Annotated in this window: 13 protein-coding genes; 9 read left to right on the top strand and 4 right to left on the bottom strand. The window is 33.2% G+C overall.

Going from position 1 to position 14,956, the window contains the following annotated elements; translation table 11 throughout:
- Nucleotides 1-8: 8 nt before the first annotated feature.
- The 3 genes from QWY99_RS12140 to QWY99_RS12130 all read right to left on the bottom strand — a co-directional run bounded on the left by QWY99_RS12140 (nucleotide 9) and on the right by QWY99_RS12130 (nucleotide 6,194).
- Entirely contained in the window at nucleotides 9-4,325 is a 4,317-nt protein-coding gene (locus QWY99_RS12140) for a CusA/CzcA family heavy metal efflux RND transporter (RefSeq protein WP_290265629.1), read from the bottom strand.
- Nucleotides 4,326-4,419: 94 nt separating this feature from the next.
- Nucleotides 4,420-4,743 carry a DUF6660 family protein gene (locus tag QWY99_RS12135; protein WP_290265627.1) on the bottom strand — a complete coding sequence of 108 codons (324 nt, stop codon included), beginning with the start codon at nucleotides 4,741-4,743 and terminating at the stop codon, nucleotides 4,420-4,422.
- A gap of 353 nt (nucleotides 4,744-5,096) precedes the next feature.
- Nucleotides 5,097-6,194: a DNA alkylation repair protein gene (locus QWY99_RS12130; RefSeq protein ID WP_290265625.1), complete on the bottom strand. Its 1,098-nt coding sequence runs from the start codon at nucleotides 6,192-6,194 to the stop codon at nucleotides 5,097-5,099.
- A gap of 148 nt (nucleotides 6,195-6,342) precedes the next feature.
- On the opposite strand from QWY99_RS12130, the gene nadC reads away from it, so the two are divergent.
- The 5 genes from nadC (at nucleotide 6,343) to priA (ending at nucleotide 12,006) form a co-directional block, all read left to right on the top strand.
- A complete protein-coding gene (nadC, locus tag QWY99_RS12125) occupies nucleotides 6,343-7,200 on the top strand; it encodes a carboxylating nicotinate-nucleotide diphosphorylase (RefSeq protein ID WP_290265622.1) in 858 nt (285 codons plus the stop codon).
- 36 nt (nucleotides 7,201-7,236) lie between these two features.
- A complete protein-coding gene (locus QWY99_RS12120) occupies nucleotides 7,237-8,160 on the top strand; it encodes a YihY/virulence factor BrkB family protein (protein ID WP_290265619.1) in 924 nt (307 codons plus the stop codon).
- A gap of 98 nt (nucleotides 8,161-8,258) precedes the next feature.
- Entirely contained in the window at nucleotides 8,259-8,690 is a 432-nt protein-coding gene (locus QWY99_RS12115; RefSeq protein ID WP_290265618.1) for a DUF2147 domain-containing protein, read from the top strand.
- Between the two features lie 25 nt (nucleotides 8,691-8,715).
- The gene (bla-B1-FLAV, locus tag QWY99_RS12110) at nucleotides 8,716-9,471 is read left to right on the top strand and encodes a subclass B1 metallo-beta-lactamase (RefSeq protein ID WP_290265616.1); all 756 of its coding nucleotides are present in this window, start codon (nucleotides 8,716-8,718) and stop codon (nucleotides 9,469-9,471) included.
- A gap of 84 nt (nucleotides 9,472-9,555) precedes the next feature.
- Nucleotides 9,556-12,006: a replication restart helicase PriA gene (gene priA, locus QWY99_RS12105; protein ID WP_290265613.1), complete on the top strand. Its 2,451-nt coding sequence runs from the start codon at nucleotides 9,556-9,558 to the stop codon at nucleotides 12,004-12,006.
- A gap of 4 nt (nucleotides 12,007-12,010) precedes the next feature.
- On the opposite strand, the gene QWY99_RS12100 is transcribed toward priA, so the two are convergent.
- Nucleotides 12,011-12,709 carry a LytR/AlgR family response regulator transcription factor gene (locus tag QWY99_RS12100; RefSeq protein WP_290265611.1) on the bottom strand — a complete coding sequence of 233 codons (699 nt, stop codon included), beginning with the start codon at nucleotides 12,707-12,709 and terminating at the stop codon, nucleotides 12,011-12,013.
- A gap of 167 nt (nucleotides 12,710-12,876) precedes the next feature.
- Between QWY99_RS12100 and rpsF the strand changes: the two genes are divergently transcribed.
- The 4 genes from rpsF (at nucleotide 12,877) to QWY99_RS12080 (ending at nucleotide 14,598) form a co-directional block, all read left to right on the top strand.
- Nucleotides 12,877-13,218, top strand: a complete 342-nt coding sequence (rpsF, locus tag QWY99_RS12095; RefSeq protein ID WP_047775818.1) for a 30S ribosomal protein S6 — start codon at nucleotides 12,877-12,879, stop codon at nucleotides 13,216-13,218.
- 5 nt (nucleotides 13,219-13,223) lie between these two features.
- Nucleotides 13,224-13,520 (top strand): 30S ribosomal protein S18, encoded by a 297-nt coding sequence (gene rpsR / locus QWY99_RS12090; protein ID WP_002987043.1) that lies wholly within the window; start codon nucleotides 13,224-13,226, stop codon nucleotides 13,518-13,520.
- 66 nt (nucleotides 13,521-13,586) lie between these two features.
- On the top strand, nucleotides 13,587-14,027 hold the full coding sequence (rplI, locus tag QWY99_RS12085; protein ID WP_290265464.1) for a 50S ribosomal protein L9: 441 nt from the start codon (nucleotides 13,587-13,589) through the stop codon (nucleotides 14,025-14,027).
- Between the two features lie 97 nt (nucleotides 14,028-14,124).
- On the top strand, nucleotides 14,125-14,598 hold the full coding sequence (locus QWY99_RS12080; RefSeq protein ID WP_290265462.1) for a DUF6495 family protein: 474 nt from the start codon (nucleotides 14,125-14,127) through the stop codon (nucleotides 14,596-14,598).
- Nucleotides 14,599-14,956: the final 358 nt, after the last annotated feature.

Below are 14,956 nucleotides of genomic sequence, written 5' to 3'. Positions count from 1 at the left end.
AAAGTGTATTAGTTATTGGAAATTGATGGAAATTGTAATCGGATAGCGCTTTGATTGTATGTGTTCAAAGTCTCGGCATATTGTTTTTTGATGTCAATTGCTTGATTTAAAAAACTGATATAGGTCCAATAACTCATATCTCCATTGGCATAACTTTTTTGGGCTGTTGTGATAATTTGCTCGGCATAATTTAAACCTTCTGTTTGGTAATAAAGCAAGCCTTTTTCTTGTTTTTCAAATTCGTTTGTTAATTCCTGCATTTGTAATTCTAAGGAAAATTGATTGTTCTCTAATTCCAGTTGAGATTGTGCAATGCTTATCGAAGCTGCTTTGGCTTTAGCTGTATTTACACCTCCAAACAATGGAATTTGTAAACCTGCTGTAAATCCCTGAAATAAAGATTCCTTGTCAATAGTTTGCGCAAAATACCCTAAACCTAATTTAGGAGTACGTTGTGCTTTAAACGTATTGGCTTCTTTTTGAAAGACCGAAATTTGTTGCTGATAATAATCATTCATCAAACCTTCTACTTTTGATTTGTTTGATTCTGAAAGTGAGGCAAATTGAAGCGGAGTATTGCTATCAGGGACAATGTTTTCTTTTGTTCTAACAAAAAACTGTAACTGCTTTTGATAAATAGCTAAATCGTAGTCTAATTGTACTTTTTGAGTTTCAATCTCTTTAGATTTAGCTTTGGCGCTGATTACTTCTATATTACCACTTTCTCCAGTTTTAAAACGGAGTTCGGCATTTTTAAGGAACAAAGCGTATATATTAAGTAACTCTGTATTTAGTTTGTGAACAGAAACACCATATAAATACTGATAATAGGCTAATGTCACCGCTTTTTCAATTTCATATTCGGATAGCGCTTTTTGTTTTTCGGCTAATTTCACCAGTTCTTCCTGCAATTGACGGTTGGCTTTGGTAATTTTTCCGATAGGGAAATATTGCTGTACAGAAACATTACTGTCATATTTTACACTATTAGACTGTCCGCCTTGATATTCCACTTGTAATGGATCTGGCTGAAAGGCTGTCTTTTTTAGCACCGTTTGTTTTTCTATTTCTTTATCAGCAATTTTCAAATTAATGCTATTGGCTTTTGCCATTTCGATTGCTTTTTCCAGTCCAATTGGTTGGTTGTTTTGTGCAAAAGAGAAACTGCTAATTAGTAATAAAAGCCCTGTTATCATTGGTTTTATCATTGTTGTTTTTCTTTTAATTACTCTTTCTGATAATAAGTAAAGTATTGGCAAAACGATTAATGTAAGTAGGGTAGCCGAGAATAAACCACCTATTACAACCGTTGCCAAAGGTTTTTGTACCTCGGCACCGCCACTTGTAGATAGTGCCATTGGTAAGAAACCTAAAGAAGCTACGGCAGCAGTCATTAAAACAGGACGTAATCTTGTTTTTGTTCCAATTAATACACGTTGCAATGGGTCTGTGATTCCTTCCAGTTTAAGTTGGTTGAAATAAGATATCAGTACAATTCCGTTTAATACTGCAATTCCAAATAAAGCAATAAAACCAATTCCAGCCGAAATACTAAACGGCATACCACGTAACCATAATGCGAATACACCTCCAATTGCCGAAAGCGGAATTGCGGTAAAAATTAAAGCGGCTTGTTTGGTACTTTTAAAAGTGAAATAAAGCAATACTAAAATTAAACTCAACGCAATAGGCAGAGCCACAGAAAGACGCTTGTTTGCTTCGATTAGGTTTTCAAACTGTCCTCCGTAAGTAACATAATACCCTGCTGGAAGTTTGAAGTTTTTATCAAGCTTTTGCTGAATTTCCTCCACAACACTTTTTACATCACGGCCACGTACATTAAGACCAATAGTCATTCTACGTTTTCCGTCTTCACGAATTACTTGTACTGGACCTTGTTCATAATCGACAGTTGCAACTTGCGAAAGAGGTACTTGTTGCCCACTTGGAAGAGGAATAAATAAATTACTCACATCGCTTATATCAGTACGATTGTCTTTATTCATTCGAACGACTATATCAAAACGTCTGTTTTCTTCGTAAATTTTACCTGCAGCTTCTCCTGCAAATGAAGAACGAAGTATCTTATTTAAGTCTTCAATGTTTAAACCATACAATGCAATTTTATCATAATCGTATTTAATGGTGATTTGAGGCAATCCACTTACTTTATCTGCTTTGAGATCGCCAATACCTTCAATTTTATTAATTTTCTGAATTAGTTCATTGGCTTTTCTTTCTAGAACATCAAGATTATCACCAAATATTTTAATAGCAATATCACTTCGGCTTCCAGTCATTAATTCATTAAAACGCATTTGTATAGGCTGAGAAACTTCGATGTTGGCTCCTGGAATTTTTTCCATTTCTTCTTTCATCATATGAGCTAAATCTTGCCAGTTGTCAGCGCTGGTCCATTCTTTTTTATCTTTTAAAACAATAATCAAATCGCCACTTTCTATAGGCATTGGGTCGGTTGGAATTTCTCCACTTCCAATCTTAGTTACAATGGTTTTAATCTCAGGGAATTTCGCTTTAAGCAATTTTTCATATTCGGTTGTTGTCTTTATCATTTGCGTTAAAGAACTTCCGGTCATAATGGTGGCATTAATGGCTAAATCTCCTTCTTCGATAGTTGGAATAAATTCTCCTCCCATGTTCTGAAAGATTACAAGTGCTAAAACAAATAATGCAACAGCAATACCTAGAACTGCTTTTTTGAACTGTAAGGCTTTGTTTAAGAAAGGAGCGTATATTTTTTCAAACCAAGCCATCATTCGGTCACTAAAGTTTGGTTTATGCTCTGTATTTTTAGAAAGAAACAAAGCACTCATCATAGGAACATAGGTAAGCGATAAGATAAAAGCTCCCATAACTGCAAAACCAACTGTCATTGCCATTGGTTTAAACATTTTTCCTTCGGTTCCAACCAATGCTAATATTGGTAGATATACAATTAAGATAATTATTTCTCCAAAGGCTGCGCTATTTCTTATTTTAGAAGCCGAAGCATATACTTCGGTATCCATTTCAGACTGCGTTAATTCTCTTTTTTTCTTGAGTTTTTGTAAATGATGCATCGTGGCTTCAACAATAATCACGGCACCATCGACTATAATTCCGAAGTCAATTGCACCTAAGCTCATTAAGTTGCCGCTCACGCCAAATGCATTCATTAAGATTACTGCAAACAACATTGCTAGCGGAATAACAGATGCAACAATTAATCCAGCACGAAGATTACCTAAAAATAAAATCAGTACAAAAATTACAATTAATGCCCCTTCAAGTAAGTTTTTAGTAACGGTCCCGATTGCATTATCAACCAATTTACTTCGGTCTATAAAAGCTTCGGCTACAACACCTTCGGGTAGCATTTTGTTAATCTCAACCATTTTTTCTTTCACACGCTCTACAACTGCTTTAGAGTTTTCTCCTTTAAGCATTAGCGTTAAGCCTCCTACAATTTCGCCTTTTCCATCTTTGGTTGTAGCACCAAATCGGATTGCGTTACCTAATTGTACAGTCGCTACATCACGAACCAAAATTGGAGTGGCATTTCTATTTTTAATAACAATATTGCCAATGTCTTTTATTCCAGAAGCCATTCCGACACCACGAATAAAATAAGCAAACTCATCTTTTTCGATGTAGGCACCACCTGTATTTTGATTGTTTTTTTCTAGAGCATCAAAAATTTCAGTTATAGTAACACCAACACTATTTAATCGGTTGGGATCAACAGCAATTTCGTATTGTTTTACGCTACCTCCCCAAGTACTTACTTCGGCAACACCTTTTACACCTTGTAATTGAGGTACTATAATCCAATCCTGAATTGTTCTTAAACTGGTTGCGTTATATTTATCTTCGTAACCTTTTTTTGCATAAACATCGTATTGGTAAATTTCACCAAGACCCGTTGTAATTGGAGCCAATTCTGGTGTTCCTGCATATTTAGGGATGTTTTCTTCAGCTTGTTTTAATCTTTGAAACACTTGCTCACGTGCCCAATAGGTATCGGCATCTTCTTCAAAAACAACAGTAACGACAGACAACCCAAAACGGGAAATACTACGAAGTTCGATTACTTTCGGAATTGTTTTTAAAGATTGCTCTATCGGATAGGTAATTAATTGTTCTACTTCCTGACTAGCTAGAGTAGGAGCAGTAGTAATGATTTGCACTTGATTGTTAGTAATATCAGGAAGTGCATCCAGTGGTAAATTTTTGAGTGAAAAACTTCCCCAGGCTATAAGAACCAAGGTAAGTAGTAGTATAATGAACTTGTTCTTTATACTAAATTGTATAATCTTATCTAACATTTTTAGGATATAATGAATGAGAAATCAGGACGATGAATCGCCTGTTTTTTTGTGGTAAACCACAACACATACACCCGAAATTACTCGGGCTACATTATACTATTTGGGGCGGTTGCCAAATACTTCCGTAGAAATTAGAAGTAAGAATTGAATGATAAGAAGATAACGGTTTTTTAATGAGTGTTGTTTCAGCATTAAAAACCCATGCAACAGCAGGAGCTGAGGTTAGGACCTGAGCAGCACAACAATTGCAACTGCAAAACGGAGCACAAAGATCCAGTCCCTTTTGGTGAGATTGATTATCCTTACTTACTATTTCGCTTGTATGCGCAATAGTTTCGCTTTCCAGCGTATCTGCACAAGGCAAACACGATAGAACGACTAAGTAAATTGATAATATGATGTTAATCCATTTCACGGCAGTAAAATTAAGGATAAAAATCTGATGTAAAAAAAAATAATTCTGTTTTTTAGCAGAAAAATAACATAGTTTATGAGTAAATTATAAACCCATTATGGAGAAACTTAAAAATCGTAAAAATGGTATTTAACACATAGAGATATAGTTCCGATTGCTATTGAAATAGATTTTTTAATTAAAGATGATTTAATCAAAATATTTTTTCACATAGACTTATGTGCTTTATTTTAAGTGAAACGCCTTTTTCAAGCTTTGTTAAGCTATGTTTCTATGTGTTAAATGAAAAATTACATTCAACGGGTTTGCTTATGTTTTCTTAGAACAATTATATGATTTATAAGACTAATTTTTTAAATCAGTTCGAAATCCAACACTTCGCTTTCAGTTCCATTAATGATTATAGACAATTGATGTTTTCCTAAATGAAATACACGTGTAGTAATTACTCTAAAGGATTGATTTCTTTTAATCTTAACCAATTGATTGGGCTGGTATATTCGCTCACTAATTTTGAATACTTTTTTAGCCAAATGGCCTTTCGACTTTTGGTAATAAATAGCATATTCTAATCGGACTGTTTTATTCTCAGAATTAGCGTTATTCAGTGAAAACTGAAATTCTAAGTAATCACCAATTTTTACTTTAGGAGTGATAATCTCAAAATCAGACAATTCAATATTAGTACTTTCTAAACCATAATGTTTTAAGATGTCAGGATTGCCTTGTTTTAATAAAGTACGACAGCCGTGTTTAATAATAGCGTCAGTTTCGGAGCTTATATTTTGCCATTGATTAGCAATATTCAATACAATTCCGGGATTATCTTTTACAATATCGTTGAGGTTGTTGGCAACACTACGTCGGACATATTCGGATGAATCGGTTTTTAAATTTTCTAAAATAGGCAAAACAGGGCTAGGATCTTTCTTTAAGGCAGGAATTGCCATTGCCCAAGGTAATCTTGAACGTGATCCTTCGCTTGCTAATCTTCTTACATGATGATTTTCATGCAAAGACCATTTAATCATTTCAGCTATCATTTCTTGAGGATATTTAATGATAAAAGGACGAACAGCAAACTCACAGCTTATAAATTGTGTAACCATTACAAAAGCATCAGCACTTATCTTAAAGTGATTAATACCATATTTTTCGATATAATCGGCAAAAAAGATAAAAGCAAGATTGCTCTCATTGAATGTATCTTTCTTTAAATTTTCGATAATACTTTCGATAGTCAAAACCGCTTCTCCAAAATCGGCAGGCATAAACTGATGTAAAACAACAGTAGTATGTTGCATGCGTTCTTTCCACTCTTTGTTGGCAAAATCAGCATCAAAAATTTGAGAAATAAATAGTTGTTTGTCAAAATCAGGAATGACTTTTGCAACGCAATTAGTAAAGTTTTCGTAAAAAGTAATCGAATAAATATCTTTAATTAAGCCCATTTTATAGTAAAGTTGAAACCCAAAGGTATTTAATGTTTAGTAATTGATTGTATATAAAAAGAGAAACTGTTTAAAATTTTCAAATCACCTAAATTTTCAAATCCACAAAATATGTGCTACTTTAGCATTCTATTAAAATTCATACAAAATGATTAACGAAGTACAATTTCAGAACGAATTACAATTGCTAATTTTTAACGCAATTCGTGAAGACGTAGGCACAGGAGATTATAGTTCTTTGGCTTGTATTCCTGCCGATGCGCAAGGTAAAGCCAAATTATTGGTAAAGGAAGATGGAATAATTGGAGGAGTTGCATTTGCAAAAATGATTTTTAATTATGTCGATCCAAATTTAAAAGTCGAAACATTTATAGAAGACGGAACTCCAGTAAAATATGGAGATGTTGTATTTCATGTTTCAGGAAGTTCACAATCTATTTTAAAATCAGAGCGTGTTGTATTGAACTCCATGCAACGCATGTCGGCAATTGCGACTAAAACCAATCAATATGTACAATTATTGAAAGGTACCAATGCTAAAATATTAGATACTCGTAAAACAACGCCTAATTTCCGTGTTGCCGAAAAGTGGGCGGTAAAAATTGGAGGAGGAGAAAATCATCGATTTGCACTCTATGATATGATAATGCTTAAAGACAACCATATTGATTTTGCTGGAGGAATTACTTTGGCTATAGCCAAAACCAAAGCCTACTTAAAAGAAAATAAGCTAGATTTAAAAATCATAGTCGAGGCTAGAAGTCTAGACGAGATTAGAGAAATTTTACAAAGTGATGGAGTTCATCGTATCTTAATAGATAATTTTAATTATGAAGATACTAAAAAAGCGGTTGCTTTAATTGGAGACAAATGCCAAACAGAATCTTCAGGAAACATCAACGAAAAAACAATTCGTGAATATGCTTTGTGTGGTGTCGATTATATTTCTTCGGGAGCATTAACGCATTCTGTTTATAATATGGATTTAAGCCTAAAAGCACTTTAGAATTTCGAAATTTATTTAAACAATAATTCAGTAAGTATGTCTGTAGAAATAGAAAATCGGCTAGATAGAGTACCAGTAGTGCGCTATCTCGTTCGTTTCTTAAAGAACATAAAGCTACCTTGGCTTGATGGTTTTTCGTTGTATGACTTACTCGAATTATATACAATAGGTATCATAGAGGGAGCATTTTCATATCATGCAAGCGCAGTCGCGTTTAGCTTTTTTATGGCATTATTTCCCTTTGCCTTGTTTATTCTTAACTTAATTCCGTATATCCCAATCGATGGATTTCAGCAAGATTTTCTGCAATTTGTGCAGCAGGGAGTCCCGCCAAATACCTACGATGCGATATATAAAATTATTAGTGACATCTTAAATAATAGTCACTCAGGATTGCTTTCTTGGGGTTTCTTTTTGTCGGTTTTTTTAATGGCAAATGGAGTTAACGGAATCCTAGGAGGGTTTGAGTCATCTCGACATGTATTACAGAAAAGAGGTTTTTTAAATCAATATCTTGTGGCACTAGCAATCTCAATTGTAATGTCGATGTTGTTGCTAGTAACCGTTGCTACAATTATAGTCTTTGAGGTGCTTATTCAAAAAACAATGATTCAGGATGTGCTCAATGATAGTATTCCGCTTATCATCATGGGACGTTACGTGTTTGTAATCTTAATGATTTTGATAACATCTTCTATATTATTGCGTTACGGAACAAAACAGTATAATAAAGTACCATTTATAAGTATTGGTTCTGTGTTTACAACAATTCTAATTGTGATATCTTCTTACTTTTTTGGGATTTGGGTTGTAAAATTCTCAAAATATAATGAACTTTATGGCTCAATTGGTACATTATTAATACTAATGTTTTACATTTGGATAAACTGTATGATTTTGCTTTTGGGATTCGAATTAAATGCCACAATCAAAAAATTAAGACAAAAAAATAATCAATAACATTTAGAAGCTGTTCCTGCTTTTCGCTGTATCTTTATCCCTTAAAGAATCGGGATAAAGGATGTCGCTACAATCAGGGCTAAAAAAAATCAAACATCATGAAAAACTGGATCGTAACAATGGGCTTATTATTTTTGGTAATAGGCAATGTACAAAGTCAATCTGTGCTCGGAAAATGGAAAACTGTTGACGATGCAACTGGAGAAGCAAAATCGATTGTAGAAGTGTATGAGAAATCGGGAAAAGTTTATGGTAAAGTTGTCGAAATTCTACGTGAAGACCATAAAAAAGACCTTTGTACTTCTTGCTCAGGAGTAAATAAAAACAAGCCAATTTTAGGAATGGTAATTATCAACGACTTGAAAAAAGATGGGAAAGAGTATAATTCGGGAACAATTTTAGATCCAACAAACGGAAAAGTGTACAAATGTTATATTGAATTAGATTCTCCAGATAAATTAAAGTTACGTGGGTTCATTGGATTTTCTCTTTTAGGAAGAACACAATATTGGACAAGAGTTAAGAATTAAAGAAGCTGTATTTAGCAATGTAATAATGCAAAATAAATTAATTTTACTGTTGCTTCTTTTGGGGATTGCAAAGTCTTTTGGGCAAACAGAAAATAACAAATTACAAATAAGTCATCTTACGGGTGACTTTTATGTTTATAAGACGTTTAATGAATACAAAGGAAATCGTATTCCTGCAAATGCCATGTATTTGGTTACAGATAAAGGCGTTGTAATGTTTGATGCTCCTTGGGATAAGACACAGTTTCAGCCCTTACTGGATAGTATAAAAGCAAAGCATAATAAAGATGTTGTTATGCAAATTGCAACACATTCGCATGAAGACAGAGCGGGAGGTTTGGAGTTTTACAAGCAAAAAGGAATCAAAACGTATACTATAAAGCTTACGGATGAAATTTTATATAAAAATAAAGAGCCTAGGGCTGAATTCATAATGCCAAATGATACCATATTTGCAGTTGGGCAACATCGTTTTGAAGTGTTTTATCCAGGTAAAGGACATGCGCCCGATAACATTGTAGTTTGGTTTGATAAAGAGAAGATACTTTATGGGGGTTGTTTTATAAAAGGAGCAACTTCTACTAATTTAGGTAATTTAGCAGATTCGGATGTTAAAGAATGGGATGGGGCTATTAAAAGAGTGCAAGTTAAATTTAAGAAACCACTTTATATTATACCAGGTCATGAGGATTGGACTAATATCGGTTCTCTTAAAAATACCTATAAGTTAGTTAAGGAGTATAATGCTAAAAATGCTTCAGAGAAATTAAATAATAAGTAAGCTTATTTTAAGGTCTTACTTAGAAAAAACATAACCGGAATAATAATTTAAATGTTATTATTTTAAAACATACCACTATTTAAAATGCATTTTGTAGAAGTCATTTTGCCACTTTCATTAGCTAAAACGTTTACCTATCGTATTTCTGAAGCTGAGTTCAATTTTATTCAGAAAGGGATGCGTGTTGCTGTGCCTTTTGGTAAAAGTAAAATGTATACAGCTTTGGTTCTTGAAACGCATCAAAATGAACCAGCTCTGTATGAAGCGAAAGAAATTCATCAAATTCTTGACGAAAGACCAATTGCTACCGAAATTCAAATTAAACATTGGCTTTGGATAGCGTCTTATTATATGTGTGCTATCGGTGACGTATATCGTGGCGCATTCCCAAGTGGCTTGTTATTAGAAAGCGAAACAATGATCTCGGCTAAAGAAGGTGTCTTTGTCGATCAAACTGTTTTAACAGATGAAGAGTATCTAGTTTACGAAGCATTACAACAGCAGAGCTCGCTCAAGGTTCAGGATGTTGTAGCTATTTTAAATAAAAAGAATATTTTTCCTATTCTTCAAAAGTTAATAGATAAAGACATTGTTGTTCTTGAGCAAGAAATACAAGAAAGTTACAAGCCAAAGTTAGTTCGTTATGTTAAGTTACATAGTAAATACGATTCTAATCAAGGGTTAAATGAGTTGTTGGATTTGCTTAAAAATGCAGCTAAGCAAAAAGAAATTGTCTTGGCGTATTTTCAGCTAACTGCAGTCGAAAAGAAACCAGTTACAGTTAAGAAACTTGTTGAAGCATCACAATCATCATCGGCAATTGTAAAAGCGCTAATTGAAAAAGAAATCTTTGAAGAGTATTTTTTACAGCAAGATCGTGTTGGTTTTACGGGTAAAAGTACAGAGAAAGAGTTGTTGTTGAGTTCAGTGCAGCAAACTGCTTTTGACGAAATCAAAACTAGTTTTGTAGAAAAAGAAGTTTGTTTACTTCACGGAGTGACTTCTAGTGGTAAAACAGAGATTTATATAAAACTTATAGAAGAGTATCTGGCAACGGGGAGGCAAATTTTATATTTATTGCCAGAAATTGCATTAACGACACAATTGGTTGCTAGGTTGCGTGTTCATTTTGGGAATAAAGTAGCTGTTTTTCATTCTAAATACAGTAATAACGAACGAGTTGAGGTTTGGAATCAGACTTTAGCAAATGTTGAAAAAGCTCAGATAATAATAGGAGCAAGGTCGGCTTTGTTTTTACCATTCGCCAACTTAGGTTTACTTATTGTTGACGAAGAACATGAGCAGACTTTTAAGCAAGTCGATCCAGCACCGCGTTATCATGCACGTGATGCGGCGATTGTTTTAGCAAACTTTCACAAAGCCAAAGTGCTTTTGGGATCTGCTACGCCAAGTTTAGAAACTTATTTTAATGCGCAATCGCAGAAATATGGACTGGTAACAGTTACGGAGCGTTATAATAATGTGCGAATGCCAGATATTACATTGGTTGATTTAAAAGATAAGTATTTTAGAAAACGAATGACTGGGCATTTTAGTGATGTTTTGGTAGAGGCAATTTCAGAAGCGATAACATTAGGAGAACAAGTTATATTGTTTCAAAACAGACGAGGATATTCACCTATTATAGAATGTATCACTTGCGGGAACGTGCCACAGTGCCAGCAATGTGACGTGAGTCTTACTTTTCATAAGCATAAAAATCAACTGCGTTGTCATTATTGTGGATACAGTATGGCTAAGCCAACAAATTGTCATAGCTGTTCTAGTATTGATTTAACTACAAAAGGATTTGGTACAGAGCAAATAGAGCAGGAGTTACTAACGCTTTTTCCAAATGCTAAAACGGGCAGAATGGATCAGGATACAACTCGAGGAAAGTTTGGATTCGAGAAGATCATTGATAGTTTTAAAAATCGTGAGATAGATATTTTGGTTGGAACACAAATGCTTGCCAAAGGATTGGATTTTGATAATGTGAGTTTGGTAGGAATCATGAATGCTGATAATATGTTGTTTCATCCAGATTTCCGAGCTTTCGAGCGTAGTTTTCAGATGATGATGCAGGTTTCAGGACGCGCAGGACGATCAGAGAAACAAGGTAAGGTTGTAATTCAGACGTATAACCCGAATCATAATACAATACAGCAGGTTACAAATAATGACTATGCAGGAATGTATAAGGAGCAATTGTATGATAGATTAATTTATAGGTATCCTCCTTATTTTAGAATAATAAAGCTTACGCTAAAGCACCGAGATTTTGATAGACTAAAAGAAGGTTCGTTGTGGTTGTATCAGGTTTTGAGTCAGAATTTGAATATGCCAGTATTAGGACCAGAAGAGCCAGCAATTAGTAGGATCAGAAACGAGTATATTCGTACGATTTTAATTAAAATACCTCAAGAGATGCCTTTAGGAGGTACAAAAAAAACTATTCAGAAAATTCTGAATAGTTTTGAGGCAGTTGCACAATATAGAGCAATAAAAGTGATTATAAATGTAGACTTTTATTAGTGCTTTAATGAGTGATTGACAGTGCGCGAACTAAGTCTTCTTTTTTATTTCGACTTAATGGGATTTTGGTAATTCCGATTTCGGCAAACTTGCTATTAAAGCGTTCTACTTTGTCGATATTTATAATATACGACTTGTGTACACGAATGAATTTTTCCTTTGATAAATCATTTTCAAAAGACTTCATTGTTGAAAGAACTAAGTTACTATCGTCTTCGGTTACTACTCTTACATAGTCGCCAAAAGCTTCAATCCACTTAATTTTCGCAGTGAAAATTTTAAGTTTTTTGAGGTTACTTTTGATGAAAATATGTTCGCCTTCATCTTCTTTTACATCTGTGCGTAAGGTATATAAGTCTAATGCTCTTTTAACAGAAGCATTAAATCGATCTATAGCAATCGGTTTTTGGAGGTAATCGGTAGCATCGTAATCAAAAGCCTTTAAAGCGTATTCCGCCTTAGAGGTAATAAATATTATCTGGGGTTTTGTTTTTAGACCATCTAAAAAATCAAAACCATTTATAACAGGCATTTCGATATCTAAAAATATCAAATCAATATTATTTAAAGAGATACAGCTTCGAGCTTCGATTGCATTTGAAAAATCTCCAATCAAATGTAAATTCGTATGATTATTGACTAACTTTGAGATAATGGTTCTTTGGATAGAACTATCGTCTACTACTACACAATTTAGTTTCATAACATTTAAATTTAGGGAATGTAATAGTAAATATAGATTTATTTTTCTTTTAAAACTAGATTTTAGACTTATTTTTTGTCATACGTCGAATAAAAGTAAAAAAGTGTTGGATATATAAAATTAATGGTTACTTTTGCACCAAATTTTAACAAATAAATATTATATTTATGAATCATTATGAAACTGTTTTCATTTTAAATCCCGTTTTATCTGAGGTTCAGGTGAAGGAAACAGTAACGAAATTTGAAGAATTTCTTACTAGTAGAGGAGCTGAAATGGTATCAAAAGAGGATTGGGGTCTTAAAAAAATGGCTTACGAAATCCAAAACAAAAAAAGTGGTTTTTATCACTTATTTGAGTACAAAGTAGCTGGAGAAGTTCTAATTGCTTTTGAAACTGAATTTAGACGTGATGAGAGAATTATGCGTTTCTTAACTGTAAGTTTAGATAAGCATGCTATTTCTTGGGCTGAAAGAAGAAGAACTAAATTAAAATCTACAAAAGCTTAATTATTATGTCTACAATAGAGCAATCAGCAAAAGGAAAAAAAGACGGAGATATCAGATATTTAACGCCTTTAAACATAGAAACTAACAAAACTAAAAAGTATTGTCGTTTCAAAAAATCTGGAATCAAATATATCGATTATAAAGATGCAGATTTCTTATTGAAATTCGTTAATGAGCAAGGAAAAATTCTTCCTCGTCGTTTAACAGGAACTTCTTTAAAATACCAAAGAAAAGTGTCTGTAGCTGTTAAGAGAGCTCGTCACTTAGCTTTAATGCCATACGTGGCCGATTTATTAAAATAATATTAAACTAAAGTTGTTGGTTTCCGGTAAGATGGAACCTAACTTCTCAAATATAAGGACAACAACATGGAACTTATTTTAAAACAAGACGTACAGAATCTAGGATTTAAAGATGATGTAGTATCTGTAAAAGCTGGTTACGGTCGTAACTTTTTAATTCCTCAAGGTTTTGCTCATTTAGCAACTCCTTCTGCAAAAAAAGTATTAGCTGAAAACCTAAAACAAAGAGCACACAAAGAGGCTAAGATTGTTGATGACGCTAAGAAAATAGCTGAAGCATTGAAAGCTCTTGAAATTAAAATTTTCGCAAAAGCTGGTGGAGAGAAACTTTTTGGTTCTATCACTAACATAGATATTGCTGAAGCTTTGGATAAAGCGGGTAACTCTATCGAAAGAAAATTTATTACTAGCGGTATCGTAAAACGTACTGGTAAATATGCTGCAAGCATTAGATTACACAGAGATGTTGTAGTTGAATTACCATACGAAATTGTTGCTGAGAAGTAATAGTTTTAATTTATAATATGAAATCCCGATGCAAATCGGGATTTTTTTTTGAATTTTAAATAGCTAAATGACGCTATAAAAGCTTAAATATTTTAAAATGAAATACGCAAGATTAACAAAAGAACAATTTGATGAATTAAACGCTGAATTTGCAAGCTTTTTAGGAACGCAAGCAATTGATAAAGCAGAGTGGGATTCGATCAAAATTAATAAGCCAGAGGTGGCTGAGCAAGAACTAGATGTGTTCTCTGATTTAATTTGGGAAGGTGTTCTTTCAAGAGCGGAATTTTTAGAACATTTTTCTAAAAATCATATTTTCCTATTTCAATGTTTTGATACACATGTTCAATCGATAGTTTTAAAATCATTGGTTCCTGAAACTGATTTCTTAACTAAGGAAGGCTTGCAATGGTTAAGTGATAATATGTTTACAGAAACTATTGAAATGAAGGTTGGTAAAAAAGTGTTTACTGACGACCGTAATACTTCAATCTTTGAATTAATTCAACAAGGAGCATTCTTAAGTGATGGTCAGTTGTTTAAACAGATAAATTCAATTATAGAATCATAGTTTTTTAATTATGATTCGATAAAATTTGATTCGTTTTGTAGCCTATTCAATATGCTTTTGCAGTCTACATTTCTTTAATATCCATAAAGTCAATTGTAGTACTATCGAAGAACGTATTGTTATTACTTGCAATGAAATTATTTTTTAAAGGGTTAGCTGTTAATTTATTAACAATTAGCCCTTTTTCTTTTTTTTATAATTACCACAACAATATTTTTCTCAATTAAATTAGTGGTTTCTTTTTAATTCTTGGAGTTTTAGCCTTATTTTTTTGTAGTTTTTTTCGCAAATATGTTTTTTTTACTAGTTCCGGAAAAATTATAAATTAAGATTATTACACGAATGATTTAGAGCTCTT

This window comes from Flavobacterium branchiarum, assembly GCF_030409845.1.
In the GTDB taxonomy this organism is placed as follows: Bacteria; Bacteroidota; Bacteroidia; order Flavobacteriales; family Flavobacteriaceae; genus Flavobacterium; species Flavobacterium branchiarum.
The sequence above is the reverse complement of the archived record's forward strand: the minus strand, read 5'-3'. Positions and strand labels throughout refer to the sequence as shown.